This is a genomic window from Candidatus Methylopumilus planktonicus, assembly GCF_006364715.1.
Classification (GTDB): domain Bacteria; phylum Pseudomonadota; class Gammaproteobacteria; order Burkholderiales; family Methylophilaceae; genus Methylopumilus; species Methylopumilus planktonicus_A.
Map to the genome: position 1 here is coordinate 251,303 of NZ_CP040984.1, position 25,165 is coordinate 276,467.

28 protein-coding genes are annotated in these 25,165 nt (G+C 36.0%); 13 read left to right on the top strand and 15 right to left on the bottom strand.

Annotated elements, in window-relative coordinates:
• From cyoE to FIT63_RS01440, 3 genes are read left to right on the top strand one after another with little or no spacing between them, the layout of a single operon-like run.
• Complete coding sequence (gene cyoE, locus FIT63_RS01430; protein ID WP_420886442.1) at positions 1-909, top strand: heme o synthase; 909 nt, start codon at positions 1-3, stop codon at positions 907-909.
• 20 nt (positions 910-929) lie between these two features.
• Positions 930-1,403 (top strand): c-type cytochrome, encoded by a 474-nt coding sequence (locus FIT63_RS01435; RefSeq protein ID WP_140006244.1) that lies wholly within the window; start codon positions 930-932, stop codon positions 1,401-1,403.
• A gap of 6 nt (positions 1,404-1,409) precedes the next feature.
• Positions 1,410-2,222: a symmetrical bis(5'-nucleosyl)-tetraphosphatase gene (locus FIT63_RS01440; protein ID WP_140006245.1), complete on the top strand. Its 813-nt coding sequence runs from the start codon at positions 1,410-1,412 to the stop codon at positions 2,220-2,222.
• Here the strand turns inward: FIT63_RS01440 and FIT63_RS01445 are convergent, their stop codons facing one another.
• Positions 2,223-3,158 (bottom strand): carbohydrate kinase family protein, encoded by a 936-nt coding sequence (locus FIT63_RS01445; RefSeq protein WP_140006246.1) that lies wholly within the window; start codon positions 3,156-3,158, stop codon positions 2,223-2,225.
• Positions 3,155-3,568 (bottom strand): CopD family protein, encoded by a 414-nt coding sequence (locus FIT63_RS01450; RefSeq protein ID WP_140006247.1) that lies wholly within the window; start codon positions 3,566-3,568, stop codon positions 3,155-3,157. The genes FIT63_RS01445 and FIT63_RS01450 overlap by 4 nt, the downstream gene beginning before the upstream one ends.
• Before the next feature lie 203 nt (positions 3,569-3,771).
• Between FIT63_RS01450 and FIT63_RS01455 the strand changes: the two genes are divergently transcribed.
• Complete coding sequence (locus FIT63_RS01455; RefSeq protein WP_140006248.1) at positions 3,772-7,635, top strand: DUF3683 domain-containing protein; 3,864 nt, start codon at positions 3,772-3,774, stop codon at positions 7,633-7,635.
• A gap of 1 nt (position 7,636) precedes the next feature.
• Here the strand turns inward: FIT63_RS01455 and FIT63_RS01460 are convergent, their stop codons facing one another.
• The 3 genes from FIT63_RS01460 to phoB form a co-directional block, all read right to left on the bottom strand.
• The gene (locus tag FIT63_RS01460; protein ID WP_223259929.1) at positions 7,637-8,338 is read right to left on the bottom strand and encodes a hypothetical protein; all 702 of its coding nucleotides are present in this window, start codon (positions 8,336-8,338) and stop codon (positions 7,637-7,639) included.
• A gap of 11 nt (positions 8,339-8,349) precedes the next feature.
• Positions 8,350-9,651, bottom strand: coding sequence for a phosphate regulon sensor histidine kinase PhoR (gene phoR, locus FIT63_RS01465; protein ID WP_140006250.1), 1,302 nt, complete (start codon positions 9,649-9,651; stop codon positions 8,350-8,352).
• A gap of 66 nt (positions 9,652-9,717) precedes the next feature.
• Positions 9,718-10,404, bottom strand: coding sequence for a phosphate regulon transcriptional regulator PhoB (gene phoB / locus FIT63_RS01470; protein ID WP_140006251.1), 687 nt, complete (start codon positions 10,402-10,404; stop codon positions 9,718-9,720).
• Positions 10,405-10,541: 137 nt separating this feature from the next.
• Between phoB and FIT63_RS01475 the strand changes: the two genes are divergently transcribed.
• From FIT63_RS01475 to nusB, 3 genes are all read left to right on the top strand, one after another.
• A complete protein-coding gene (locus FIT63_RS01475; protein ID WP_140006252.1) occupies positions 10,542-12,212 on the top strand; it encodes an OFA family MFS transporter in 1,671 nt (556 codons plus the stop codon).
• Positions 12,213-12,293: 81 nt separating this feature from the next.
• The gene (ribH, locus tag FIT63_RS01480; protein WP_140006253.1) at positions 12,294-12,743 is read left to right on the top strand and encodes a 6,7-dimethyl-8-ribityllumazine synthase; all 450 of its coding nucleotides are present in this window, start codon (positions 12,294-12,296) and stop codon (positions 12,741-12,743) included.
• Positions 12,743-13,204 carry a transcription antitermination factor NusB gene (nusB, locus tag FIT63_RS01485; RefSeq protein WP_140006254.1) on the top strand — a complete coding sequence of 154 codons (462 nt, stop codon included), beginning with the start codon at positions 12,743-12,745 and terminating at the stop codon, positions 13,202-13,204. Before ribH ends, nusB begins: the two co-directional genes overlap by 1 nt.
• Here the strand turns inward: nusB and FIT63_RS01490 are convergent.
• From FIT63_RS01490 to FIT63_RS01510, 5 genes are read right to left on the bottom strand one after another with little or no spacing between them, the layout of a single operon-like run.
• Complete coding sequence (locus FIT63_RS01490) at positions 13,201-13,884, bottom strand: UDP-2,3-diacylglucosamine diphosphatase (protein WP_420886440.1); 684 nt, start codon at positions 13,882-13,884, stop codon at positions 13,201-13,203. The genes nusB and FIT63_RS01490 overlap by 4 nt on opposite strands.
• A 38-nt stretch (positions 13,885-13,922) precedes the next feature.
• The gene (locus FIT63_RS01495) at positions 13,923-14,408 is read right to left on the bottom strand and encodes a peptidylprolyl isomerase (protein WP_046487183.1); all 486 of its coding nucleotides are present in this window, start codon (positions 14,406-14,408) and stop codon (positions 13,923-13,925) included.
• Positions 14,409-14,428: 20 nt separating this feature from the next.
• Positions 14,429-15,028, bottom strand: coding sequence for a peptidylprolyl isomerase (locus tag FIT63_RS01500; RefSeq protein ID WP_140006256.1), 600 nt, complete (start codon positions 15,026-15,028; stop codon positions 14,429-14,431).
• Entirely contained in the window at positions 14,985-16,235 is a 1,251-nt protein-coding gene (locus FIT63_RS01505; RefSeq protein ID WP_140006257.1) for a L,D-transpeptidase family protein, read from the bottom strand. Before FIT63_RS01505 ends, FIT63_RS01500 begins: the two co-directional genes overlap by 44 nt.
• 3 nt (positions 16,236-16,238) lie before the next feature.
• Positions 16,239-17,312 (bottom strand): L,D-transpeptidase Cds6 family protein, encoded by a 1,074-nt coding sequence (locus tag FIT63_RS01510; protein ID WP_140006258.1) that lies wholly within the window; start codon positions 17,310-17,312, stop codon positions 16,239-16,241.
• 124 nt (positions 17,313-17,436) lie between these two features.
• Between FIT63_RS01510 and cysS the strand changes: the two genes are divergently transcribed.
• From cysS to FIT63_RS01525, 3 genes are read left to right on the top strand one after another with little or no spacing between them, the layout of a single operon-like run.
• Positions 17,437-18,795, top strand: coding sequence for a cysteine--tRNA ligase (gene cysS / locus FIT63_RS01515; RefSeq protein WP_140006259.1), 1,359 nt, complete (start codon positions 17,437-17,439; stop codon positions 18,793-18,795).
• Between the two features lie 3 nt (positions 18,796-18,798).
• Complete coding sequence (gene argJ, locus FIT63_RS01520; protein ID WP_140006260.1) at positions 18,799-20,025, top strand: bifunctional glutamate N-acetyltransferase/amino-acid acetyltransferase ArgJ; 1,227 nt, start codon at positions 18,799-18,801, stop codon at positions 20,023-20,025.
• 3 nt (positions 20,026-20,028) lie between these two features.
• Complete coding sequence (locus tag FIT63_RS01525; protein ID WP_189342313.1) at positions 20,029-20,961, top strand: Nudix family hydrolase; 933 nt, start codon at positions 20,029-20,031, stop codon at positions 20,959-20,961.
• A gap of 2 nt (positions 20,962-20,963) precedes the next feature.
• On the opposite strand, the gene FIT63_RS01530 is transcribed toward FIT63_RS01525, so the two are convergent.
• Genes FIT63_RS01530 through coaE form a run of 4 tightly spaced genes read right to left on the bottom strand, consistent with a single transcriptional unit; the run spans position 20,964 to position 22,973 of the window.
• Positions 20,964-21,407, bottom strand: coding sequence for a copper chaperone PCu(A)C (locus FIT63_RS01530; RefSeq protein ID WP_140006262.1), 444 nt, complete (start codon positions 21,405-21,407; stop codon positions 20,964-20,966).
• On the bottom strand, positions 21,391-21,579 hold the full coding sequence (yacG, locus tag FIT63_RS01535; protein WP_140004976.1) for a DNA gyrase inhibitor YacG: 189 nt from the start codon (positions 21,577-21,579) through the stop codon (positions 21,391-21,393). Before yacG ends, FIT63_RS01530 begins: the two co-directional genes overlap by 17 nt.
• Complete coding sequence (gene zapD, locus FIT63_RS01540; RefSeq protein ID WP_140006263.1) at positions 21,576-22,343, bottom strand: cell division protein ZapD; 768 nt, start codon at positions 22,341-22,343, stop codon at positions 21,576-21,578. Before zapD ends, yacG begins: the two co-directional genes overlap by 4 nt.
• Positions 22,344-22,364: 21 nt before the next feature.
• Positions 22,365-22,973, bottom strand: coding sequence for a dephospho-CoA kinase (gene coaE, locus FIT63_RS01545; RefSeq protein WP_140006264.1), 609 nt, complete (start codon positions 22,971-22,973; stop codon positions 22,365-22,367).
• A gap of 95 nt (positions 22,974-23,068) precedes the next feature.
• Here coaE and FIT63_RS01550 point away from each other — a divergent pair, with 95 nt between their 5' ends.
• Entirely contained in the window at positions 23,069-23,419 is a 351-nt protein-coding gene (locus FIT63_RS01550; protein WP_046487210.1) for a hypothetical protein, read from the top strand.
• On the opposite strand, the gene FIT63_RS01555 is transcribed toward FIT63_RS01550, so the two are convergent.
• On the bottom strand, positions 23,416-24,384 hold the full coding sequence (locus FIT63_RS01555; RefSeq protein ID WP_140006265.1) for a polyprenyl synthetase family protein: 969 nt from the start codon (positions 24,382-24,384) through the stop codon (positions 23,416-23,418). The genes FIT63_RS01550 and FIT63_RS01555 overlap by 4 nt on opposite strands.
• A gap of 165 nt (positions 24,385-24,549) precedes the next feature.
• Between FIT63_RS01555 and rplU the strand changes: the two genes are divergently transcribed.
• Both rplU and rpmA read left to right on the top strand, forming a co-directional pair.
• Entirely contained in the window at positions 24,550-24,864 is a 315-nt protein-coding gene (gene rplU, locus FIT63_RS01560; RefSeq protein WP_046487215.1) for a 50S ribosomal protein L21, read from the top strand.
• 14 nt (positions 24,865-24,878) lie between these two features.
• A complete protein-coding gene (rpmA, locus tag FIT63_RS01565) occupies positions 24,879-25,136 on the top strand; it encodes a 50S ribosomal protein L27 (RefSeq protein ID WP_046487216.1) in 258 nt (85 codons plus the stop codon).
• The last annotated feature ends 29 nt before the right edge of the window (positions 25,137-25,165 follow it).

Below are 25,165 nucleotides of genomic sequence, written 5' to 3' on the forward strand. Positions count from 1 at the left end.
ATGCTTTGGCTCCTTAAAAAAAATACTTTGAATCTTCAGATTGATTTAAAGAATTTTTTAGTTCTTTGTAAGTTACGAGTTAATTCTCTTATTGTTTTTACTGCTGTAATTGGAATGTTTTTATCTACCCCCGGTATGGTGCCATTTAATGTATTACTAAGTTCTATTCTTGGCATTGGTTTTGTATCGTGTGCAGCAGCAGCTTTTAATTGCTTAATTGAACAAAAAATAGATGCAGTGATGGCAAGAACAAAAGGAAGGCCTATTGGAACAGGACAATTGTCATCCGAACGTACTGCAGTTTATGCAAGTATTCTGGGGGGTGTTGGATTAGCCATTCTTTATTATTACGTGAACTCCCTAACAATGTGGCTTACTCTTGCAACTTTTTTCTCTTACTCCGTTATTTATACAATTTTTCTCAAGCCTGCTACGCCAATGAATATAGTTATTGGCGGTGCTTCTGGCGCTATGCCACCGATTCTGGGGTGGGCAGCGGTTAATAATACTGTTGGACCGGAAGCACTAATACTATTTTTAATTATTTTCTGTTGGACGCCACCTCATTTTTGGGCATTAGCACTTTATCGGAGAAATGATTACGCAAAAGTAGGCATACCAATGCTGCCTGTCACACACGGCGAATCTTTTACATTGTTACAAATTGTCCTATATACAATCATTTTGATTATTGTGACTATGGCGCCATTTAGTCTTGGCATGAGTGGGCTTATTTATTTAATTTGTGCCACTATTCTTAATGCTGTTTTCTTGTATTATGTAATTATGCTATTTAAAAATTACTCAGATAAGTTATCCATGAAAACATTTAGATATTCTATTATTTATTTAAGCCTAATTTTTTCTGCGATGTTAATTGACCATTATTTTAAATTTACTCTTTATTAAGATTACAAAAGGATAGTTAAATGAGTTTAGAAAAAGAAACAAATGTTTTATTTGAGTTAATGGCAATTATTGTCGGAGCAGTCGTAGGGGGAATTTTATTCATTTCATTGATAACCTATGATTTTCAGAGTGCCACTAGCTCTAATGTTATGGTGGAAAGTAAAATTAAAGAAAATATTCAGCCAGTTGCAAAGGTAGAATTAGCTCAGGTAGTTGCTCAAGGAGAAGCTTCAGGGGGGAAATCAGGAGAGGAAGTCTACAAAGCTGTTTGTTTAACGTGCCATCAAGCTGGTATATTAAATTCTCCAAAACTTGGTGATGTGCAAACATGGGCTCCAAGAATAGCTCAAGGTTATGAAACACTCGTTCAGCATGCCATTAAAGGAATTCGCTCTATGCCAGCAAAAGGTGGCAATGCATCTTTGTCTGACAATGAAGTGGCTAGTGCAGTCTTATATATGACGAACTCATCAGGTGCTAACTTTAAAAAATAAACATTCATGGCAATTTACGCAATTGGCGATATCCAAGGTTGCTACTATTCTTTTCTAGACCTTCTAAAAATAATTAAATTTAAACGCGGCAGAGATCAACTTTGGCTCGCGGGCGATTTGATTAATCGCGGCAATGGATCGCTGGAAATGTTGAGATGGTGCTATAAAAATAAATCTTCAGTGACCGCTGTTTTAGGCAATCATGATCTTCACGCACTAGCTATAAAATATAAGGTTATTGAGCCAGATGACGAAGATACTTTATCTCGTCTTCTTAAAGCAAAAGACTCAGATTTACTTTTTAAATGGTTGCGATCTCTCCCCTTAGTTCATTACGAAAAAAAACACTTAATGGTTCATGCGGGTGTAATGCCTCAGTGGACCGTTAAGGACACTCTAAAATTCTCAAAAGAAGTAAGCGTGCAACTCCGCAGTAAAAAATATGTAGAATTTTTATCTTCCATATATGGCAATAAGCCGGATAAATGGTCTAGTACCTTAAGTAAGAATGATAAAGCCAGAATTATCATTAATGCGACTACGAGGTTGAGGGCTTTGTCTTCAGATGGAGCTATTGATTTTACCTATAAAGGTGAACTTAAAAATATGCCTAAAAAATTAAAAGCTTGGTTTGATTTTCCTAAAAGAAAAACCAAAGATAATATTATTATTTTTGGTCATTGGTCAGCTTTAGGCCTTGTTACAAGAGGAGATATTTATTCCATTGATACTGGCTGTGTTTGGGGAAGAGCTTTAACAGCTATCAGGCTTGATGATAAGACAGTATTTTCTGTAAAAGCAAACTCAAAAGATATCTAATTAATTATTTTCTTCGATTAATTTTTTTGTATAAAGTTTTTCAATATCGTCACGGGATGGGCGATGATTTTGGCCACCTTGATTTTGAATTTTAATTGCGCCCATCACAGAAGCTAATCGACCAGCAGATTGCCAATCCCATTTCTTAGAAATGCCATAGAGAAGGCCTGCACGATAAGCGTCGCCACATCCTGTAGGATCAATAGTTGATTCAACCTTAATGGGTTCAATCTTATATATTTTATGGCCAGCATAAATGACTGAGCCTTCTGCACCCATAGTCACAATTAATGCTTCTACTTTTCTAGAAATTTCTTCTATAGAAAGGGAGGTTTTTTCAGACAAGAGAGTTGCTTCGTAGTCATTCACTGCAATATATGAAGCGTCATCAATAAACTCTAAAAGCTCTTTGCGATCAAACATTGGCAGCCCCTGTCCAGGGTCAAACATAAAGGGAATATTAAGCGCCTTACATTCTTTGGCGTGATTCATCATGCCATCTTTCCCATCTGGCGCAATGATCGCCAAACATACATCTTTTACTTGTTTAATTTTATTCTGGTGAGATTCCACCATGGCGCCTGGATGAAAAGCTGTAATTTGATTGTCACTTAGATCAGTCGTAATATATGCTTGCGCTGTATAAAGACTCTTAATTTCCTTGATATATGAAGCATCAATTCCATTTTGATTAAGCCAGTCAAAATAAACCGAAAAGTCGCTACCTACTGTTGCCATAATGACTGGATTTTCATCGAGAAGCTTAAGATTGTATGCAATATTTCCTGCAGTACCGCCAAATTCTTTTCTAAGTTCTGGCACATAAAAAGCCACACTTAATTTATGAATGCTTTCAGGTAGGATATGGTTTTTAAATTGGTCCTTGAATACCATAATGGTATCAAAAGCCATGGAGCCGCAGATGAGTATACTCATGCTGGTTTAAATTCGACTAAGTAAATGATGGCAACAAGAGCTATTACAGGCACTTCATTAAACCATCGAAAATAGATATGGCTATGCTTATTTTTATTGTTCTTAAAATCAATAAGATGTTTAAAGCATAGATAGTGATAAGCCAACAATAAGATTACGAGACCTATTTTAATTTGAAGCCATTGTTCAGTTACGCCATAAAGACCCCAAAGCCACCCTCCGAAAAGTATCGTTAAAAAAGCGCCAGGTGTCATGATCCCGAAAAAAAGCTTTCTTTCCATGACTTTGAATCTTTCATGGCTAATTTTATCTTTACTCATGGCGTGGTAAACAAAGAGTCTCGGCAAATAAAAAAGGCCAGCAAACCAAGTCACCATAAATATAATATGAAGAGTTTTTATCCAGAGCATTTTGGGTATATTTGAGAAATTAATCTGAACTTTATTAAAGGTATTGGGTTCATAAATTGGAAAGAAACAGGCCCTTTAAACCGAGTAAATTTAGCTCATATTTTAACTGAATTTTCTGCCTAAAGTTCAATAACCCTTTGGGTTATAACGTTGTTAGCAATTCTGCTCCATGATATGCTCATGCTTAAATTAAATTTATTTAAATGAACGCCCCAATACTCAAATCTATTTTTAAAACGCAACCATTTCCAATCAGTCGATTGCGTGAAATACCCTATAACTATACTTCGTTCTCAGACAGAGAAATCGTCATTCGATTCTTAGGAGAAAATATTTGGAATATCCTGAATGAATTGAGAGACGAAAGAAAGACAGGCCGATCTGCTCGGATGCTTTTCGAGGTGCTCGGTGATTTATGGGTAGTTAATAGAAATCCTTATCTTCAAGATGATCTTTTAGAAAATCCAAAGCGACTTAAAGCATTAGTGGATGCTATGTATCATCGTATCCATTCGATTGGTGAGCGAAGTTCTGGCAATGAGAAAGTCATGGATCTTTCTGAAGCAGCGCATAAGGCAGTTAAGACTTTCGAAAACGATTTCAAGTTGGTCAAAAAATTTAGAAGAAAAATTTTTTCTAAATTAAAAAAAATTACCAAAAAAGATAATATTCAATTTGATGGATTAGCAAGAGTATCTCATGTGACTGATGCAACGGACTGGCGAGTTGAATACCCATTCGTTGTAATTAACCCAGATCGCGAAGAAGAGATGGCGCAAATTGTTAAAGCTTGTATCGACCTTGAGTTAACCATTATTCCTCGAGGGGGAGGTACAGGTTACACCGGCGGTGCTATTCCGCTCACCCCATTCTCAGCAGTCATTAATACCGAAAAACTTGATGATATAAGCAATGTCGAATATCAAAATTTGCCTGGCGTCAGTGAGCGTGTGCCTGTTGTGAGATGCGGTGCAGGGGTTGTTACAAGACGCGCTATGGAAATGGCAACGAGTAGTGGGCTTGAATTTGCTTGCGATCCGACATCAGCAGATGCATCTTGCATTGGTGGAAATATTGCAGTGAATGCTGGTGGAAAGAAAGCAGTACTTTGGGGGACGGCTTTAGATAACCTAGCTTCTTGGAAAATGGTTGACCCTGATGGCAACTGGGTTGAGGTCGAAAGATTAGATCACAATCTTGGCAAAATTCACTATGTAGATTTGGTGCGTTTTAAAATTAGTCGATATAAGCCTGACGGCAAAGAATTAATTGCAGAGCCAGAAGTTTTAGAAATACCTGGGAGTAGTTTTAGAAAAATCGGATTAGGGAAAGATGTAACCGATAAATTTTTGAGTGGACTTCCTGGTGTTCAAAAAGAAGGATGTGATGGACTCATCACATCTGGCACTTTCATTCTTCATAAGATGCCTAAGTACGTTAGAACAGTTTGCTTAGAATTTTTTGGCAACGTCTCCCATGCTGTTCCCGCAATTGTAGAAATCAAGGATTATTTAGATCAATCAGATAGTACGCTCTTGGCTGGATTAGAGCATATGGATGAGCGCTATATTAAAGCTGTTGGGTATAGTACCAAAGCCGCAAGACAAGAACGTCCTCGCATGGTTTTAATCGCAGATATTGCAAGTGATGATGAAGATGCTGTAGGGTTGTCAGCCTCTCAAATTGTACAAATAGCTAATTCAAGAAATGGTGAGGGTTTTATAGCAGTTTCAGCAGATGCTAGAAAACGTTTTTGGCTTGATCGCGCAAGAACAGCTGCGATTGCAAAACATACAAATGCATTTAAGATCAATGAAGATGTTGTGATTCCTCTTCCTAAGCTTGGAGAATACTCCGATGGTATTGAAAGAATTAATATCGAGCTTTCAATTAAAAATAAATTAAAACTTTTAGATGAATTAGAAACTTTCATTGAGCATGATAAATTTATTTATGAAGAAGAAGGATTAAATTCTGATCCAGAATTAACCCAAGTAAAGCAAAAAATGAGTATTGATTTGATCCATGGGTTAAGAGAAAAATGGGGCCAGATGCTGGACAATCTTGATAGCCCTCCTTCAACACTGCTTGAAAGAAATAATGATATTGAAGAGAAATATGAAAGTATATTTAGAGCGCTTCAGTCTTATGAGCTAAGAATTTCTTGGAAAAGAGAACTCAAAGACCCTCTCCATGAAATTTTTTGCGGAAGAGAGTATGAAAGCTTTTTACTAAAACTAGATCAAATTCATAAAAATACCTTAAAGAGTAGGGTGTTTATAGCACTTCATATGCACGCCGGTGATGGTAATGTGCATACCAACATTCCTGTTAATTCTGATGATTATCAAATGATGCAAGAAGCGCGCGAGTCTGTTGTGAGAGTGATGGATCTTGCTAAAAGCCTCAATGGCGTTATTTCTGGCGAACATGGCATTGGTATTACAAAAATGGAATTTTTAGATGAAGGTACAATTCAAGCCTTTGAGAAATATAAAAATAAAGTAGATCCCTTTGGACACTTTAATAAAGGTAAATTGCTTCCAGGATCTGGCTTAGAGAATGCTTATACTCCAAGCTTTGGATTGTTAGAGCAAGAATCTATCATCATGGAACAATCTGCTATTGGGGAAATAGCAGATTCAATCAGTGACTGTTTACGTTGTGGTAAATGTAAGCCTGTATGCACAACACATGTACCTAGATCTAATTTACTTTATAGCCCAAGAAATAAAATTTTAGCGACTTCATTGCTTATAGAAGCATTTTTATATGAAGAACAAACAAGACGTGGTATTTCGATTAAGCATTTCGATGAATTTAATGATGTTGCAGATCATTGTACTGTTTGCCATAAATGCCTTAACCCTTGTCCAGTTGATATTGATTTTGGTGAAGTCTCTATCGCTATGCGAAATTTCTTAAGAGAGCAGGGTAAGCGACACTTTAGCCCAGGCACAGCATTAGCGATGAGCTATCTCAATATGAAAGATCCAGTCACTATTAAAATTATGAGAACTTTAATGGTCGATGTTGGATACAAAGTTCAACAAGCTGGGCATCACTTATTAAAAAAACTCGGCACTATTAATTTTTTCAAAAATAATCCACCTTCAACTAGTGGTAAAGCGCCGATCAAGTCTCAAATTATTCATTTCTTAAATCGACCAATGCCTAAAAATATGCCAACTAAAACCTCTAGAGCGCTTCTTGGCATCGAAGATGATAAAGTCGTTCCGGTCATAAGAAATCTAGAAAAGATTAATGAAGATTCTGACGCAGTTTTTTATTTCCCTGGATGTGGCTCTGAAAGACTTTTCTCACAAGTAGGATTAGCAACTCAAGCGATGTTATATGAGGTTGGCGCAATTACCGTTCTGCCGCCAGGCTACTTATGTTGTGGCTATCCTCAAACCTCTTCTGGTAACCATGATAAAGGTCAAAAAATAACTTCTGATAATCGTGTTCAGTTCCATAGAGTAGCGAATACACTTAATTATCTAGATATTAAAACAGTGATTGTTTCTTGCGGAACTTGTATGGATCAGTTACAAAAATATGAATTTGAAAAAATATTTCCTGGCTGCAGATTATTAGATATTCATGAATATCTCATGGAAAAAGGAGTAAAAATGGAAGGTGTTTCAGGCACTAGATATATGTACCACGATCCTTGCCATAGTCCAATGAAAACATATGCACCTTCTCAAGTTACAAACACATTAATGAATACAAGTGTACCTTTGAATGATCGCTGTTGCGGTGAGTCTGGAACGTTTGCCGTAGGAAGACCAGATATTGCAACGCAAGTTAAAAAGAGAAAACTAGAAGAAATAGAAAAAGGGATTCAAAAAATAGGTATTGACCAGCCAGAATCATTTGGTGAAGTAAAAATTCTTACTTCCTGCCCTTCTTGTTTACAAGGATTGGCGCGTTATGGAGAAGAAACAAATACAACAGCAGACTATATTGTGGTTGAATTAGCCAAGAATTTACTGGGTGCAAATTGGATGCAAAACTTTGTAGAAAGCTCCACCAAAGGCGGCATTGAGAAAATACTTTTGTAGTTTAAATAGGTATGAATAAGCCAGTCGTAACATTTTGAATAATGCGCGTAATACTCCGCTCCGTTTTTTCAGATAATGTAAAAGCTAGAAAATCTGTTCTACCAATAATTTTTCCAAACTCTCTTTCAAAAGATAAATTACTTTCCTTTTCATTTATTTCATTCGCTAGCAAAAAGGATTTACCGGAACTATCTTTAGCGTTGGAGAGTTTCCAAACAGCTGTTTCAATATTACGAGAGGCGTTATACAAAAGCTGGGGGTCAACTGAGTCAAATAAATAAAATTCTTTTTTACCTCCATGGGCTTTGATAAGCATAGTGTAAATACCGACAATAAATGGGAGCACTTTGTCGCCTTTATAGTCTTCGCTAAACGTTAAGTACATAGCATCAGTGCCTTGAGCATTATTAATAGCTTCAAAATTCCAATTGTGATTTCCATTAAATACCCAATTCACCATTTTTTCAGGATCTTCAGACGTGCTTTTTTTTAATTCAGAAGGATTCCTTTTATAAAGCTTAAGCATAAGAGTTTTTAAACTTTGAATATTTTCTCTGATCTCATGGTCAGCCATGCGGTCAAAATCCGATTTACCAAGCTGCCTTATAGACTGCCTATCTGGTTCAACAATTTCTTTTGCATGTGAAATGGGCAGGGATATTGAAAATATTAAACAAAAAAAGAAATAATATAATTTATTCATTTTCTTCTTCATCATTTCTTAAGAGATAGTCTTTCTTGTGGGAAAATAATTTTAAATTGACTGCCTTTCCCTACTTGACTTGTAATTTCTATTTGTGCCTGATGTCGAATACAAACATGTTTTACAATAGATAGCCCTAATCCAGTGCCTCCAGTATTTCTGCCTCGATCACTATTAATTCTATAAAAGCGCTCTGTAAGTCTCGGAATTAGCTTTTGATCAATACCAATACCAGAATCTTGCACTTCAAAATAAGGATTTTGATTCTTCATATCCCATATAACATTAATCGACCCACCTTTTTCGGTATAGCGTATAGCATTGCTTACAAGATTAACAAATGCACTATATATTTCTTTTTCATATCCTAATAAAGAAATATTTTTCTTAATAGACATATTAATTGTATGTAATTTGCCGGATATCAAATCTGAATCCTTCTTCAGGTTCTTGAAGAGATGGAGCATATCTATTTCTTTTTTTTCGGCAGGTGCTGCGTTTGATTCTATCGATGAGAGCTGAAGTAAGTCCTCAACTAGCTTATTCATTCGATCTGATTGTTCAAGCATCATTTGAAGATAAGAGTAGGTTTTTTCATTGAATTCATTTTTCATATCTGAAAGTGTTTCTAAAAATCCAACGATGACCGTTAGTGGCGTTTTTAACTCATGTGAAACGTTCGCAATAAAATCACGCTTAATAGAATCATTTTTTTCAATCTGAGTAATATCCCTACAGATAAGAAGTTTTTGACTCGCACCAAAAGGTACCAGAAGTATTTCGAATGATCTGCTTGTGTTGCGCCAAGAAATTAATTTAAGCGAGTCATTATATGTATTGGAATTGAGATATTCAGTAAAACTAGTTTCGCGCAATAAGTAGTTAATAGGCTGATTAATATCTTTAGATAAACTAATACCAAGCATTTTTTCTGAAGGTTTGTTACACCATTCAATTTCATTATTTTGATTTAGAGCAACAATGCCGTCAGGAATCGCTTCTGCTGCCGTCATAAATCTGCCAAGTGTTGTAGTTAGTTCAGATTTGCTTCTCTTTTGTGTTCTATATTCTCGATAGAGTATGGCAAATATTTCTTCCCAGATACCCGATCCATCAGGGATAGTTGATAGATTTGGATTTTTAAGCCATTTGTTTAGACGGTAAATCCAATAAACATGAGAAAGTAAATAAATGGAGAGGCATAGAATAAAAAACAATGAAGCAACTTCTAAGCTTTGAAATCCCCACACAATAAGAGATAAAAAAGATATAAATAATAAAACCCAAAAAGTATTCCAACGGATATCTTGCAATGTTTTTTCTCGCTAAAAACGTACGAGTATTATAGCGAGTAATGCTTGCAGTGATCTAGGTAAATTCTATTTTGTAGAGAGTCTGTAACCTGAGCCGCGAACAGTTTGGATTAAATTTTCATGCTGAGATTGAGTAAGAATATTTCTCAATCTTCGAATATGAACATCTACCGTTCTATCCTCAATAAAAATTTGACTTCCCCAAACCTTATCCAATAGTTGACTCCTTGAATAAACTCTTTCAGGGTTGCTCATAAAAAAATGAAGCAATCTAAATTCTGTTGGACCCATTTCCAGTGGCTTATTATTTCCGGTAACGCGATGAGAAACAGGATTTAATTCTAGACCATTAATTTTTAATATATCTTCAGTAAGTTCGGGGGCTTTTCTTCTAAGCACAGCCTTGATTCGAGCATTAAGTTCTCTAGGACTAAAAGGCTTTGTAATATAGTCGTCAGCACCAATCTCTAAACCTTTAACTTTATCTAATTCATCACTTCGCGCTGTTAACATAATAATAGGGATTGTTTTGGTTAAAGCATTGCTACGTAATTTTTTTGCAAAATCGATTCCTGACATACCAGGCAACATCCAGTCGAGCAAGATAATATCGGGAAGAGCTTCGTTAATCAGTTTTTCTGCATGTTCAGCACTTATAGCTCTTAGAGGATTATAGCCAGCCTGAGAAATATTAAGTGCCAAAAGCTCAAGAATTGGACTTTCATCTTCAACGATCAGTATATTGGCTTTCATAGTTGCTTATATTAATGGATTGGTTATGATCGTATGACATTTATATGACACTTTAATGACAATATATAGTTTACAAAGAATAAGATGTTTTTTTAAAAATAATTTAATATTGAAATGTTGATTTTCGGGGAGTGTGTATGCCAAGTTTTTTTTCAAAAGAATATATTACTGCTAAGGCTTCTTATAATCGTTGGCTGGTTCCGCCCGCAGCATTAGCTATTCATCTTTCAATTGGTATGGCTTATGGATTCAGTGTTTTTTGGAAGCCTTTAGGGAATGCCTTAATAGGTCAGGATGGCAAGGCTTTAGCTGCATGCTCTGCTGGGGCAGCAACCTTTGCAGATAAACTTCATGGCACACTTCGAGCTTTAACTGCGACTGACTGTAACTGGACTCAATTTGATTTAGGGTGGATGTACACCTTGTTCTTTGTTCTTTTAGGCTGTTCCGCAGCTTTTTGGGGAAGCTGGCTAGAACGAGCGGGCCCCAGAAAAGCCGGGCTTGTTTCTACCTTTTGCTGGTGTGGCGGATTATTGCTTTCCGCTTTTGGCATATATACGCATCAGCTTTGGATGATGTGGCTTGGAAGTGGCGTCATTGGTGGGATAGGTTTAGGCTTAGGATATATTTCTCCCGTCTCTACTCTAATTAAATGGTTTCCGGATAAAAGAGGTATGGCCACTGGCATGGCGATTATGGGCTTTGGAGGAGGCGCCATGATTGGTTCCCCGCTCGCCACAATGCTAATGACAAAATTTTCTACAAATATTAACGGCATGACTCAGCCTGGGATTTGGCAAACATTCGTAGTATTGGCCATTATTTATACTATTTTTATGATTTCAGGCTCTCTAGGCTATAGAGTACCTCCATCAGGATGGAAGCCGGCAGGATGGAATCCACCTAGGAATAAAAATAATAATATGATTTCGGTTAATCATGTGCATTTAAACAAGGCGCATCAAACGCCACAATTTTGGTTTTTGTGGATAGTTCTTTGTATGAATGTGTCAGCAGGTATAGGTATTATTGGAGCAGCAGCGCCAATGCTTCAAGAAACCTTTGGCGGTGCCTTAATTGGCCACTCAGATCTCGGTTTTGCAGATCTTAAAAAAGATGAGTCTTTATTGGCGCTTGCAGCCGCCGTAGGCGCAGGATTTGTAGGGTTAATTTCTTTATTTAATATTTTTGGCCGGTTTTTCTGGGCCAGCATTTCAGATAAATTAGGAAGAAAACTGACTTATATTGTATTTTTTACACTTGGTATCTTGATGTACGTCACCGCATCCTATATGACTGGATCAAAATCATTAGCGCTCTTTGCAGCATGTTTTTGTATTATTGCCTCTATGTACGGTGGGGGGTTTGCAACGATACCAGCTTACTTAGCAGACATGTTTGGAACTCAATTTGTGGGGGCAATTCATGGAAGAATCCTAACGGCTTGGTCAACTGCAGGTATATTGGGCCCAGTGATTGTAAATTATATGCATGATATGAGGGTTGAAGCACAGGTTCCTTTTTCAGAAATTTATGCACCTATTTTTTATATATTAGCGAGCATGCTTGCCATCGGATTTATTGCAAATCTTATGGTGAGACCTATGGACAATAAATTCTTTATGACCGATAAAGAGTTATTGACCGAAAAAAAATTAGCACATGAAAAATTTATTACAACAAAAGAAACTATTGGAAAGGCTGAAAAAACTCCACTAATCACTTTTCTTGCTTGGTCAGCTGTTGGTGTGCCTATATCTTATGGGATATGGAGCACTATACAAAAGGCTTGGATATTGTTTCATTAACTTATATAAAAGCTAAAGATAGCTCTCATATAAGTTAAAATTACTTTTTTATTTAAAAGTAATACTAAAGGACTTAGTGAATTGAGAGAGATTTTGAAAAATTCAAATGGAGAATTATTCTCTATTGGTATTGTGATGTCAGAATTTAACCCGCATGTTGGTGAAGCGCTAGTTAAGGCATGTCATCAAGAGCTTCTTAACCTTGGTGTAAAAGATGAGCTTATCGTATTAGCAAAAGTTCCTGGCGCCCTAGAAAGTCCTTTAGCTCTTAAAAAGATGGCGCAAACAAAAAAATTTGATGCACTTATTGCAATGGGCGCTGTAATAAGGGGCGAGACTTTTCATTTTGAAGTTGTAGCAAACCACTCAGCAAAATCAATTATGGATGTTCAGTTAGAATTTAGTATGCCAATTGTTAATGCAATATTAACCACTGAAAATGATGAGCAGGCTATGGAGAGAGCCTCAGTCAAAGGCAAAGAAGCTGCTCAAGTTGCTATACAAATGATTCATTTATTAAAGTCAGTCTAATGCTAGAAATGCAACCTATTAAAAAGAAAAAGAAGCTTGTCAATAATAGGCGTAAGTCTAGAGAGCTTGTGATGAAAAGTATTTATCGCGGCATCTTAAATCAGTTTGATATTAATCAGATTAAAAAAGACATCAAAGATGACCCTGATTATTTAAAGGCGGATGAAGTTTTTTATCACCATCTTTTTGATGGCATCATGAATAATATGGATCAATTAAATAATGAAATTTCAAGTTTTATTGATCGACCTATTGAAAAGCTAAGCCCTATCGAGCATTCAATTCTGTGTATTTCAGTTTATGAGCTTATGCACGATGTACCAACTCCATATAAAGTGGCTATTAATGAAGGTGTTGAGTTAGCTAAGACCTTTGGTGGAATTGACGGGTATAAATATATCAATGGTGTGCTAGATAAAGTAGCTGATAAAAGAAGACCATTAGAGTTTCTAAAACATTAAAGCTGATACGTTTTGATACCATGCAAATCTAGAGTTAAATAACTCCCCTGTTCATACCAATCACCTAAAACAACGCGTTGCATTTGATGGCCATCAAGATTAATTGAGTGATAGTTTGGTCTATGTGTATGGCCATGAATAAAAAAGTCTGGGTAATTGAATTGAGTTAGGATTCGATTTACTTCTTCAGGATTTGCATCCATGATTTCTTCAGATTTATTTTTTTTATTTAATTCACTTTGCTTTCTAAATTCATTTGCAATGTGGATTCGCTCAGTAAGAGGCTTTTTTAGAAATTCATTTTTCCATGATTCATTTCTAACCTTGTTTTTGAAAGATTGATATTCGATGTCATCAGTACAAAGTGAATCCCCATGACTTAGAAGTATTTTTCTGCCATAAATTTTGATAAGTGTTAGATCTTTTAATAAAAGAGCGCCTGTTTTTTTTTCAAAGACAGGACCAATAAGAAAGTCCCTATTGCCGTGCATTAAAAAAACCTTAATGTGTCGACCTGTTAATGCTTTGATAGCCCTGATTATATTTTCATGCTGCTTTGAATCATCACCTATCCAATATTCAAAAAGATCACCAAGTATGTATAGCGCATCGACTTGATTGGTTATTTTATTTAAAAAATTCAGGAAAGCATCAGAGATGCTTGGACGACTTTCGCACAAGTGTATATCTGATACAAAGATAGTTTGATTAGGCAATATTAATCAATAGTAACATTGAGAATTGTGACTGCCTCTAAAGGAACATCTTGATGGCCGCCCGAATTACCTGTTGCGACTTTTTGAATTTTATCCACAATGTCAGTACCTTCAGTGACTTTTCCAAAAACGCAATAACCCCAGCCATCCTGGCCTGGGTGATTTAAAAAATCATTATTATTTGCATTAATAAAGAATTGGCTCGTGGCCGAATCGGGTATTGAAGTTCTAGCCATGGCAATGGTGTATTTATTATTTTTAAGACCATTATTAGCCTCATTTTTAATTGGTTTTTCAGTGGCTTTCTGTTTCATCGAATCATCAAATCCGCCACCTTGAATCATAAAGCCATCAATAACTCGATGGAAAATAGTGCCATTATAGTAACCATTCTTAGCGTAACTTAAAAAGTTTGCGACAGTAATGGGCGCCTTATCAGCATCAAGTTCTAAAATGATATTGCCGAAATTGGTTGAGAGTGTAATCACTTAAATTCCTTTATAAAATATTAGTTAATATGTTTTGCATTAATAATAATGACAGGCCTAATAGGCACATCAGAGAAGCCTTTAGAATTACCTGTTGGTAGCTGACCAATTTTACGAACGACATTCATACCCTCAGTCACCTTGCCAAAAACACAATAGCCGATAGAGTTTGCCTCAGGACCTGTGTAGTTTAAAAAATTGTTGTCTATCAGATTTACAAAAAATTGAGCAGTTGCAGAGTTAGGATCGTTTGTCCTTGCCATAGCAAGAGTTCCTACGCTATTCAGTAATCCATTATTTGATTCATTAATAATTGGAGGCTGCGTCGCTTTTTCAGACATCTCTCGAGTAAACCCGCCACCTTGGATCATAAAATTACTAATGACCCTATGGAAGATAGTTTCCTTATAAAATCCGTTATTTACATAATATAAAAAATTAGTAACTGTTTTTGGAGCCTTTTCAGGGAAGAGCTCAATCTTGAAGTTGCCTTGATTAGTTTCGAACTCAACAACTGGATTAGCTGCATGGGCTAAGGGTAAAAATAAGAAAAAAACAAAAACTAATTTGATTAAATTAAGTGCCGCCTTCATACATAATTCTCCATTCATTATTTTCATTAATCCAATACTGCCTTTTATTCATTTTGTTGTTAATTACAGGGCTTTTATAATCCTGGACGAAATCCACTAAAACAATTTCATTTTCTGTATTCGGATAATCAAAGAATGAAATTTCAGATAGCTCAACGAGGACCTTTTGCTTTTGAGCCTGAATGATTCTTTTTCTCTCGGCCCATGAGTCATAATCATCTTTTTCGCTAAAAAAGTTTTTTGAATAAAATTTTAGGTAGCTTTCAGTGTCTTGATTTTCCCATTTTTCTCTCCAACTTTCTATAGCACCAACTAGTGAAAGTTTTTTCTCAGTCAAATTGTTATTGCTAGACTCTAAATCTTTTAATGATTGAAAAGAAATAATAATAGGAATTCTGTTGTTATCTAAAACGGAAGATAGCTTCATTAAATCTGGGTTACTCAATACAATACATCCATCACTTGCCAATGGCGTTCTATTATAAGTAGTCTTAGGCGTACCATGGAGCCATATGCCAGAGCCATTTCTTTTATTTTTTCTGTCGATTTCATTTGGGTAACTTAAAGGGTAGGCTGCTTCCCCGTAAAAGTCTGATAATGATTCCCTGATTTTTTTCCCTGTAAAGTAAACGCCTACAGGTGTTTTTTTGTCACCTTCATATTGCTTACCAAATCCATTTTTACCGATGGACACATAATAATCATCTTTATAAGATAGCTTTCCATTAATATTTTCGTATAGGTAAAGTCGAGAACTCCCTGCGTCTACGTAAAAAAGATATTTAACTTTATTATTAAGTTGAGCAAAAATTTTCGGCTCATTCTGTAGATTTAGATTATTAAGGTATCTTTCAATTCTGACTTTTGCTTCATTTTTTAAATTTTCGACCTCTTCTTTTTTTTCACCTTTAGTCTCATCTCCGATACCATTAATTTGCTTTGCATGAGCTAAAAGTAAGTCCCCTTGAATTAGATAGGCTAACTTAAAATTTGGAGTTTGTTTGATAAGGGCGTCAATAGTTTCAAGCGCCATATCTACTTTACCTTCGGAAATTTCTACTAAAGATTTTATAAGCATCTTTTCAGGTGTTTCATATCTTAATTCAGTTACATTCAAATTTTTATTCGAGACAAATATTTCTTCACTTAAGGCTTGGGAGATATTAAAAAGAAGCGCCAGGATTAATAAAAAGTGAAATTCTTTTGTCAGGAATTTTTTGATGAAATTTTTCATCAATTATTGCTTGCCAGAATACTCTTGCTCAATAAACCAGGCTGAACCCTCTTTTCTTAAAATCAGAGTTTTGCTTGATATTTGACTTAATTTATTTGAAGTATATTTTTGTTTAAAAGTCACTTGTGCAAAACTATTGCCTTTACTTGAGATGTTTGTCCCAGAAACTTCAATAGTAATTATGTCCTTACCTATAATTCTATTTCTTCTTGATTCTTGCCAGTCTGAAAAACTCTCTCCTTTAGGTGTTTTGAAGTTAGGAGAATATTTAGCTAGGTAGGAAGTAATGTTTTTTGATGACCAAGCTTCAGCCCATTCTGTAACAAAAGATTCGATTTCAGAGTCACTATTGTTAGCCGTATTATTCTTAGTAGAAGGTATTTCCTGAGGTAAATTTTTTGGTGGCTGTGCATTAGAAGTTGGAGCGGACGGAATTGCCGCCTGAGTTGGCGCTGGTGCAGGCTTCTTGATGACTTCATTAGTAGCTATTTGGACTGGCTGTGAGATAGGTGCAACCGGCACTTTAATATCATTTGCATTAAAGAGTTTTTTTATGAGAGAAAGCTTTGTTTTAGCTTGTACATTTGTCTTATCAATTTCTAAAGCTTTGTTGTAGGCAACTGTTGCGCGTTTAGTATAAAGATCGCCCAAGTTGACATGAGCCGTTGAATAGCTAGGGTGAGTTTTGATGGCTGATTCAAGAGCTTTTTGTGCCTTATCATAGTCGCCTAGTTCAGCATAGAGAACTGCTAGATTATTAAATGGCTCAGGAAGACTAGGATGTTTTTCAGTAAGGTAAGTGAATGCTTGTATAGCTTCGTTGTATTTTCCAAGCTCAGCCTTCACAACGCCTTTAATAAAGATAACCTGAGGGTCATTAGGGTTCGCTTTAAGATATTGGTCAATTTGTTGAGCGGCTTTTTCTTTTTCACCCTTTTCAATTAGCTGCATAATCGATTTGAAATCATCGGCCGCGTAAATTTCATTTGCTATGAAAAATGTAGATAAGGATAAAAGGATAAACAGTAAAAAACCTTTTAAATTCTTAATATTAGAACATTCGTTTTTTTGAGGCATGGTATGATTTACTTAATAAATTTAGCATAATTCTACCAAATAGCACCCTTATCATCTATATGTTATTTATGAATAAGCCCTTCACTATTCCTTTGTTATTATTAAGCTCACAAGCTTATTTGCAATGATTAAAATCTATAACACCCTTTCAAAAAATAAAGAGATTTTTAAACCTATCCAGGAAGGGCAAGTGAATATCTATGTATGTGGAATGACTGTCTATGACTTATGTCATATTGGGCATGCGCGCGTGATGGTTATTTTTGATGTAGTAAGGCGCTGGTTTGATATTTTAGGATATAGCGTGAATTACGTTAGAAATATTACTGATATAGACGACAAGATCATCAATCGCTCCATTCAAAACAATGAGTCTATAGAAAGTCTCACGCAAAGATATATAAGTGAAATGAATGCTGATGCGAAAGCGCTCGGTGTTATGAGCCCTTCAAAAGAGCCAAAAGCAACAGAGCATATTCAAGACATGATTTCTATGATTCAGACATTAATTGAAAAGCATCACGCTTATGTTGCTAAAAACGGAGATGTTTTTTATTCAGTAAGATCTTTTAAGGGGTATGGAAAATTATCGGGCAAATCAATAGAAGATTTGCGCGCGGGCGAGAGGGTAGATATTGACCAAAATAAGCATGATGAACTAGATTTTGTTTTATGGAAGTCCGCAAAACCTAATGAGCCTAGTTGGGATTCGCCTTGGGGTAAGGGAAGACCAGGCTGGCATATTGAATGTTCAGCTATGAGCTCTCATTATCTTGGCCATCATTTTGATATTCATGGAGGCGGGCAAGATCTTCAATTTCCTCATCATGAAAATGAAATAGCTCAATCTGAAGCTGCTCATGATTGCAAGATGGCTAATTATTGGATGCATAACGGTTTTGTGCGAGTTGATGATGAAAAAATGTCAAAGTCTTTAGGAAACTTTTTCACCATTCGGACAGTGCTTGAAAAGTTTGATCCAGAGGTGGTTAGATTTTTTATTTTAAGAGCACATTACCGAAGCCCTCTCAATTATTCAGATATGCATCTTGATGATGCAAAATTAGCATTACAAAGATTATATGTAAGTTTAAGGGGATTTAAGATTGAGCATTCTGATGTGGATTGGAGCCATCCACTCGCGCATAAATTCAAGGAAGCTATGGATGATGACTTTAACACGCCAGAGGCTATCTCTATTTTATTTGATTTAGCAAATGAAATTAATAAAAGTAAATCTGCACCACTTGCTGATTTGCTCAGATCCCTTGCGAAGACAATTGGCCTTCTCGAAAGAGATCCAGAAACCTTTCTGAAAGGTGATGAAAAAATTTCTCTTAATATTGATATGTTAATTTTACAAAGATATGAAGCGAAAACTAACAAAAATTTTAAGGAAGCAGATCGGATTAGATCTTTATTGCTTGAAAGTGGCATTGTATTAGAAGATACCCCTCAAGGGACTATTTGGAGAAAAGAATAAGCTATGCCAGTTAACCTTAAACCACTCACAATTGATTCTATTTCCCCCGTTAAAGGTATATCGCTTGGGACTGCTAAAGCACATATTAAAAAACCTAACCGAAAAGATTTGCTATTAGTCACCATTGCAGAAGGCTCAAAAGTTTCGGGTGTATTTACGCAAAATGCATTTTGTGCGGCGCCTGTAATTCTTTGTAAGGAGCATTTAAAAAATGCATCTGGAATTCGTGCACTCATTATTAATACAGGCTGCGCTAACGCAGGTACTGGAGAAGAGGGTATTTTAAGGGCGAAAGAAACCTGCCAGGCTGTCAGCGAACTTCTGTCGATTAATTCAGAGCAAGTTTTACCATTTTCAACAGGCGTTATTTTAGAAAGCCTACCTATTGATAAAATTAAAAGTGGATTGCCAGATACAGTAAAAAGCTTAGATCCAGCGCATTGGATAGATGCAGCAGAAGCTATCATGACTACAGATATTGCACCAAAAGCGGCATCGAGAAAAATAAAGATTCAAGATAGAGAAATCTTTATTTCCGGTATAAGTAAAGGTTCCGGCATGATTCATCCAAACATGGCAACCATGCTGTCATTTATTACAACAGATGCTTCTATTAATCAAATCTTACTTGATAAACTTCTTAAAGAAGTGACGCAACAATCATTTAATTGCATTACTGTTGATGGCGATACATCTACTAATGATTCATTCATTCTAATTGCTACAGGGCAAGCAGGACATCATGAAATCAGCCAAGAAGACAAAGACTATACGGCTCTTAAGAATGCCATTGGTGAAGTTGCAATTGAATTAGCGCAGGCCATTGTGAGAGATGGTGAAGGTGCTACGAAATTTATTACTATTCAAGTCGAATCAGGTCTTGATGATGCTGAATGTAGAAAAGTAGGCTTTGCAATAGCGCATTCTCCTTTAATTAAGACAGCATTCTTTGCGTCCGATCCCAACTTGGGAAGAATATTAGCTGCCATTGGCTATGCCGGCATAGAATCTCTTGATATCTCAAAAATACAATTGTATTTAGGAAGTATTTTAGTGGCAGAGAAAGGTGGTCGAGCAGCTACCTATTCTGAGGATCAGGGCCAGGAAGTTATGAGGCATCCTGAGATCAGTATGCGAATACTTCTTAATCGAGGTCATGCAAAGGCAACAATATGGACATGTGATTTTTCATATGACTATGTAAAAATAAATGCCGACTATCGCAGTTAAATTGTGAATACTGTTCGCGCAGCTGCAGCTGTTATTCAAAGACATGATGGATTGCTTCTGATGGCCCAAAGACCTCCTGGACGCGGGTGGAGTGGATGGTGGGAATTTCCAGGTGGTAAGATTGAAAAAAATGAATCACCCTTTGAAGCTCTTCAGAGAGAGCTTCAGGAAGAAATTAATATTTCTGCAAATGATGCGACGTTATGGTTTGAACGAAGTTACATCTATCCAGATAAAAAGGTCTATATCTATTTTTTCAAAGTGACTGATTGGACTGGCCAAATCACATCATGTGAGAATCAATTATTGGATTGGCAAGACCCATCTCGTATATCAGTTTCCCCAATATTGCCTACCAATTTATTTGTGCTGAAATCTATTTTACTTCCCCCAATTTATGCGATTACAAACATCGAAGAGATGGGTGAGACATTATTTTTTGAAAGATTAAAAATTAAATTAGAAGAAGGCTTGAAGATGATACAAGTAAGAGAAAATAATTTACCTTATCAAGATCTAAAAAAAATAGCTAAAAAGATCTTAGATCTGGCGAAGCCTTATCAAGCAAAAGTGTTAATTAATGAAAACGAAAATCTCGCATTAGATATTGGGGCCGACGGTGTTCATTATCCATCTCATAGATTAATTAAATTAAAAGACCGGCCAGCCTTTTCATTATGCGGAGCTTCCTGCCACAACATAGAAGAGCTTATGATTGCGCAAGATTTAAATATATCATTTGTTGTATTTTCTCCAGTTCAAAAAACTGAATCACACCCTCTCGCTGAACCGATAGGCTGGGAATTATTTAGTGAATGTACAAGTAAACTAGATATACCAATTTATGCGTTAGGTGGACTTAATCAAGCAAGCTTAAAAAAATCCTGGCAATCTGGGGGACATGGCATTGCAATGAAAACGGCTATTTGGGAATAAAATTATTTAACGGTCGCGTCAATTGATTTATCAAAAGATTGATTTTTTTTATCTTTAAAATGAAATGTAAGTTTAATTTTTTCCCCGGCCTTCAGAGGACCTTTAAAATCCATGAGCATTAAATGACTGCCACCAGATTTAAATTCAAAGAGTTTGTTATGATAGATTTTAATTTCATGAGCCATACGCATTTTCATAATGCCTTTGTCTTGAATGGTATTATGCATCTCAATTGTTTTGATTTTTGGAGAAGTCACCAAAGTCAGTATTAAATCTTCATTACTTAAGAGTGACATATAGGCGACGCTCATGTCATCATTTGCTTCTGCAGAAGCAACCCAAGCATTTTCTACTTTTATATCTGGTGCAGCTAATATTTCTGTCGACATTAGAAATGTAATTACAAATAGAATAAGTTTTAATAATTTCTTAGATTGAGTCTTCATTTAAATCCTCGAGGTTGGTTTCAACAGGAATTTTATAGCCTTCATTGGCCCATTGACCTAAATCTATCAAGCGGCATCGTTCAGAGCAAAAAGGCCTAAAAGCATTAGATAAACTATATTCAACACTATGATTGCATTGGGGGCAGTTTACAAATGTAATCTTTGCACTCATAACCAGCAAATACTGTATTTAAATTCAAGATTTAATTTAACAGGCTCTTTTTTTAATTCTTCATTAAGCTGGTTGAAGAAAACATTGACAGTATATTTATTAGCACTAATTTCAGGATAAATATTTAAAGTCTTTTCAAGCTCAAGTCGGATAAGGTCGAATGTCTTAAGCGGATCAATGGTTTGTTGATGTTTGCCTTCTTTTGCTTTAACTGAATCTACGTGGCATTGATTTCTCAAAATTAATAGAATGATGGAGGCTGCATCTTTAAACACCATGAGAGGTTGCGCCCAGGATTTAAAATCCTCTAATTTAGATTTTCTTGTTTTGTGGGTTGCCCAGTTACGAAAATTTGGAAAATCAACATCTAGAAGCCCACCTGGAGAACTGATCCTTTTTTTTACCTCTTCTAAAAATAAATTGTTATTGAAATTAAAGCCAGGCTTTACATCTATATTTTCTAACTTTTTACGAGCTACTTGTATCTTTAGAATGATTTCTTTAGGATTGAGCTGCCCTTCTTTTAATGCTTGATTCTCTGAGAGGGTTGATTGTTTTTTTTCCTGCCTTTCAAGTTCCTGAAGAAAATCAATTTTTAAATCGGACCTTGATACAAGCTGTACTATTTCAAAAAGTGTATTGAAACAACTAAATTCAAAATAGTCATGTGTATTTTTTAATTGATGTTCAAATTTTTGATAGATCTCTTCAATACGAAGTAATCTTCGAATGCGCTCATTAAGGGGAAACTCAAATGTGATCATATGGGCATTATCGGGTTGATTTTATTTAACGGCAACTAAATTTAAATATTTTTTATGTAATGCTTTAATCGACTCTTCGAGCTTTTCAATTGAACCATCATTAACGACTACATCATCCGCTCTTTCGATGCGGTAATTACGACCAACTTGTTGCTCGATGATTGATTGAATAACAGAGGTGTCAATCCCATCTCTTTTTTTAACACGTTCGATTTGATCGTCTACCTTACAGTCGATAACAAGTGATCTTGAAATAAGGCTTGTGTATTGGTTTGTTTCAAATAGCAGTGGGATATCAATCACAACGTAAGATTCGTTGGATAACACATTTAGTCTTTTCATAACTTCTTCAAGAATTTTTGGATGAAGAATTTTTTCAAGATTTATTTTTTGATCTTTTTCTGAGAAGATAATTTCTCTTAATTTTTTTCGATCCAACCGATTGTCCTTATCGAATATAGCATCTCCAAATACTAATTTAATTTCTTGCATAGCTTGGTGGCTTGAGTCTGTAATTTCTTTTGCAATATTATCGAGATCAATCACTTTAATATTTAAAGATTCAAATATTTTCAGCGCTTCACTTTTACCTGATCCAATGCCGCCAGTCATCCCAATAATAAACATCATGTGCCTTAAACTTTTTTAAATATTATGAATAAATTTACTTGAAATTATAGAATTAATCACCATTAATAGATCATGAATGATTTAAACTATGACTTATGAATGAATTGCAAAATATACCAAACAACTTAACTCCACCAGAAGAGCAATCTGCTTGGGCCGATTTAGTGATTTGTCGAGTAGAGGTTGATTTACCTAATTGGCTTTCACAGCTCGCAGGCGGCAACAATTGGCAAGTTTACTCTGAATCCGAATATGATCACTCCATTAGCTTCCTGTTGCGACAAGGCAAGAAGGAGGCCGAAGTGACTTTGTTTAACAATGGCTATGCGCAAGTTGATCTTAACGGCAAATCGATTTTTGATGGATCCATCACCTCAGGCGCCAATAAATGTGCGCATCTAAGTTATTACCGTGCCGATAATGGCGACCCTATTGTTCTAAATTAGTAATCTCTCGAGGTTACAAATTGTGTGAGCTCTAATAAAGCGTCTTTATACACAGAAGGTGCAATGTGTTGAATAAGCTTTTCAGCTTGTTCTATTTCTTCTTTTGCGAGTTGCCTTACGTAATCGAGCGCCTTAGTTTCTTCAACAGCATTCAAAACACCTTCTAACTCTGTTAACCCGCCATTTTCAATGACAGCTCTAATAATATTTTTTTGTTGGGCATTCCCTTTTTTCATAGCAAATAAAAGAGGTAGGGTAGGCTTACCTTCTGCAAGATCGTCCCCTAGATTTTTACCTATATCGTCAGGGTTGCCTGATAAATCGAGGACATCATCTATAAGCTGAAAAGCAATTCCCATATGTTTACCAAATTGGGCTAGCGCTTTAATATCAGAATCGTGAGCGCCACCGATAATAGCTCCCAGCTCGGCTGCAGATTCAAACAATTTAGCAGTTTTGTAATATACAACTTTTAAGTAATCCTCATCTTTAATAGAGGCGTTATGAATATTTAAAAGTTGCAATACTTCACCTTCTGCAATGGTATTTGTAGTGTTAGCTAATACTTCCATGACTTTCATATGATTGATTTTGACCATCATTTGAAATGCTCTAGAGTAAATAAAATCCCCCACCAAAACACTCGCAGAATTTCCAAAAATGGTATTTGCAGTTTTGTGATTTCTTCTTTTCGTGGATTGGTCTACAACATCATCATGAAGGAGTGTGGCGGTATGAATAAACTCGATCACCGCGGCCAATTCATGATGCTCTTTTTGAATGGGACCAAATAAGCCACCCACTAAAAGTAGAGTGCTGGGCCTCAGTCGTTTCCCGCCTCCTTGAATAATATGTCCTGCAACTTGGTTAACCAGTGGCACTTCAGAATGAAGAGAAGAGCGAATAACCTCATTCACAGCTAATAAATCACTTTTAATTGGGGATAAAATGGCGCTAAGAGTCACAAAAACAAGGCTTAAATGTTGTTAAAGACATATTTTAACATAGCCCTCTTTCCGGGGTTTGTGAGCAAAAAACCCTTATCTTTATCCCTGAAGAGTTTGCTTAACAGGCCTAATTTAAGTATAATTCGCGATTCTTTTAAAGTTGTTAAAGTTTGAGGTTTTATCATGTACGCAGTTATTAAAACAGGTGGTAAGCAATATCGCGTTAATCAAGGCGATAAGCTGAAGATTGAAAAAATAGCAGGTGATGTAGGGGCGAATGTCGTTCTAGATCAAATTTTAACAGTCGTTGATGGTGATAATGTGACTATAGGATCGCCTATTGTAAGAGGCGCTAGCGTTACAGCCACCGTAGTGAGCCACGGACGTCATGATAAAGTGACAATTTTTAAAATGCGCCGTAGAAAACACTACCGCAAATCTCAAGGACATAGACAAAGCTTTACTGAGATTCAAATCGATAAAATATCAGCTAAATAATTTAAGGATTAATCATGGCACATAAAAAAGCAGGCGGAAGTTCAAGAAACGGTCGTGACTCCCAGGCTAAACGTTTAGGCGTAAAGGCTTTCGGTGAGACAGTTGTTTCAGCTGGTAGCATTATTGTTCGCCAACGTGGCACCAAAATGCACCCTGGCGTGAATGTAGGCATGGGCAAAGATCACACTCTTTTTGCAAAGGCTGACGGTAAGGTAACCTTTACCATCAAAGGCGCATTAAAACGTAAAACCGTTAATATTGTTCCAGTCTAAGCAATCCTAAGATTCTTTAAAGCCCTGTC

Excerpts from the sequence above, each read along its gene's own strand:
- cyoE (WP_420886442.1), top strand. The coding sequence starts at position 1 with ATGCTTTGGCTCCTTAAAAAAAATACTTTGAATCTTCAGATTGATTTA.
- FIT63_RS01435 (WP_140006244.1), top strand. The coding sequence starts at position 930 with ATGAGTTTAGAAAAAGAAACAAATGTTTTATTTGAGTTAATGGCAATT.
- FIT63_RS01440 (WP_140006245.1), top strand. The coding sequence starts at position 1,410 with ATGGCAATTTACGCAATTGGCGATATCCAAGGTTGCTACTATTCTTTT.
- FIT63_RS01445 (WP_140006246.1), bottom strand. The coding sequence starts at position 3,158 with ATGAGTATACTCATCTGCGGCTCCATGGCTTTTGATACCATTATGGTA.
- FIT63_RS01450 (WP_140006247.1), bottom strand. The coding sequence starts at position 3,568 with ATGCTCTGGATAAAAACTCTTCATATTATATTTATGGTGACTTGGTTT.
- FIT63_RS01455 (WP_140006248.1), top strand. The coding sequence starts at position 3,772 with ATGAACGCCCCAATACTCAAATCTATTTTTAAAACGCAACCATTTCCA.
- FIT63_RS01460 (WP_223259929.1), bottom strand. The coding sequence starts at position 8,338 with ATGAATAAATTATATTATTTCTTTTTTTGTTTAATATTTTCAATATCC.
- phoB (WP_140006251.1), bottom strand. The coding sequence starts at position 10,404 with ATGAAAGCCAATATACTGATCGTTGAAGATGAAAGTCCAATTCTTGAG.
- FIT63_RS01475 (WP_140006252.1), top strand. The coding sequence starts at position 10,542 with ATGCCAAGTTTTTTTTCAAAAGAATATATTACTGCTAAGGCTTCTTAT.
- nusB (WP_140006254.1), top strand. The coding sequence starts at position 12,743 with ATGCTAGAAATGCAACCTATTAAAAAGAAAAAGAAGCTTGTCAATAAT.
- FIT63_RS01500 (WP_140006256.1), bottom strand. The coding sequence starts at position 15,028 with ATGAAAATAATGAATGGAGAATTATGTATGAAGGCGGCACTTAATTTA.
- FIT63_RS01505 (WP_140006257.1), bottom strand. The coding sequence starts at position 16,235 with ATGAAAAATTTCATCAAAAAATTCCTGACAAAAGAATTTCACTTTTTA.
- FIT63_RS01510 (WP_140006258.1), bottom strand. The coding sequence starts at position 17,312 with ATGCCTCAAAAAAACGAATGTTCTAATATTAAGAATTTAAAAGGTTTT.
- cysS (WP_140006259.1), top strand. The coding sequence starts at position 17,437 with ATGATTAAAATCTATAACACCCTTTCAAAAAATAAAGAGATTTTTAAA.
- argJ (WP_140006260.1), top strand. The coding sequence starts at position 18,799 with ATGCCAGTTAACCTTAAACCACTCACAATTGATTCTATTTCCCCCGTT.
- FIT63_RS01530 (WP_140006262.1), bottom strand. The coding sequence starts at position 21,407 with ATGAAGACTCAATCTAAGAAATTATTAAAACTTATTCTATTTGTAATT.
- yacG (WP_140004976.1), bottom strand. The coding sequence starts at position 21,579 with ATGAGTGCAAAGATTACATTTGTAAACTGCCCCCAATGCAATCATAGT.
- zapD (WP_140006263.1), bottom strand. The coding sequence starts at position 22,343 with ATGATCACATTTGAGTTTCCCCTTAATGAGCGCATTCGAAGATTACTT.
- coaE (WP_140006264.1), bottom strand. The coding sequence starts at position 22,973 with ATGATGTTTATTATTGGGATGACTGGCGGCATTGGATCAGGTAAAAGT.
- FIT63_RS01550 (WP_046487210.1), top strand. The coding sequence starts at position 23,069 with ATGAATGAATTGCAAAATATACCAAACAACTTAACTCCACCAGAAGAG.
- rplU (WP_046487215.1), top strand. The coding sequence starts at position 24,550 with ATGTACGCAGTTATTAAAACAGGTGGTAAGCAATATCGCGTTAATCAA.
- rpmA (WP_046487216.1), top strand. The coding sequence starts at position 24,879 with ATGGCACATAAAAAAGCAGGCGGAAGTTCAAGAAACGGTCGTGACTCC.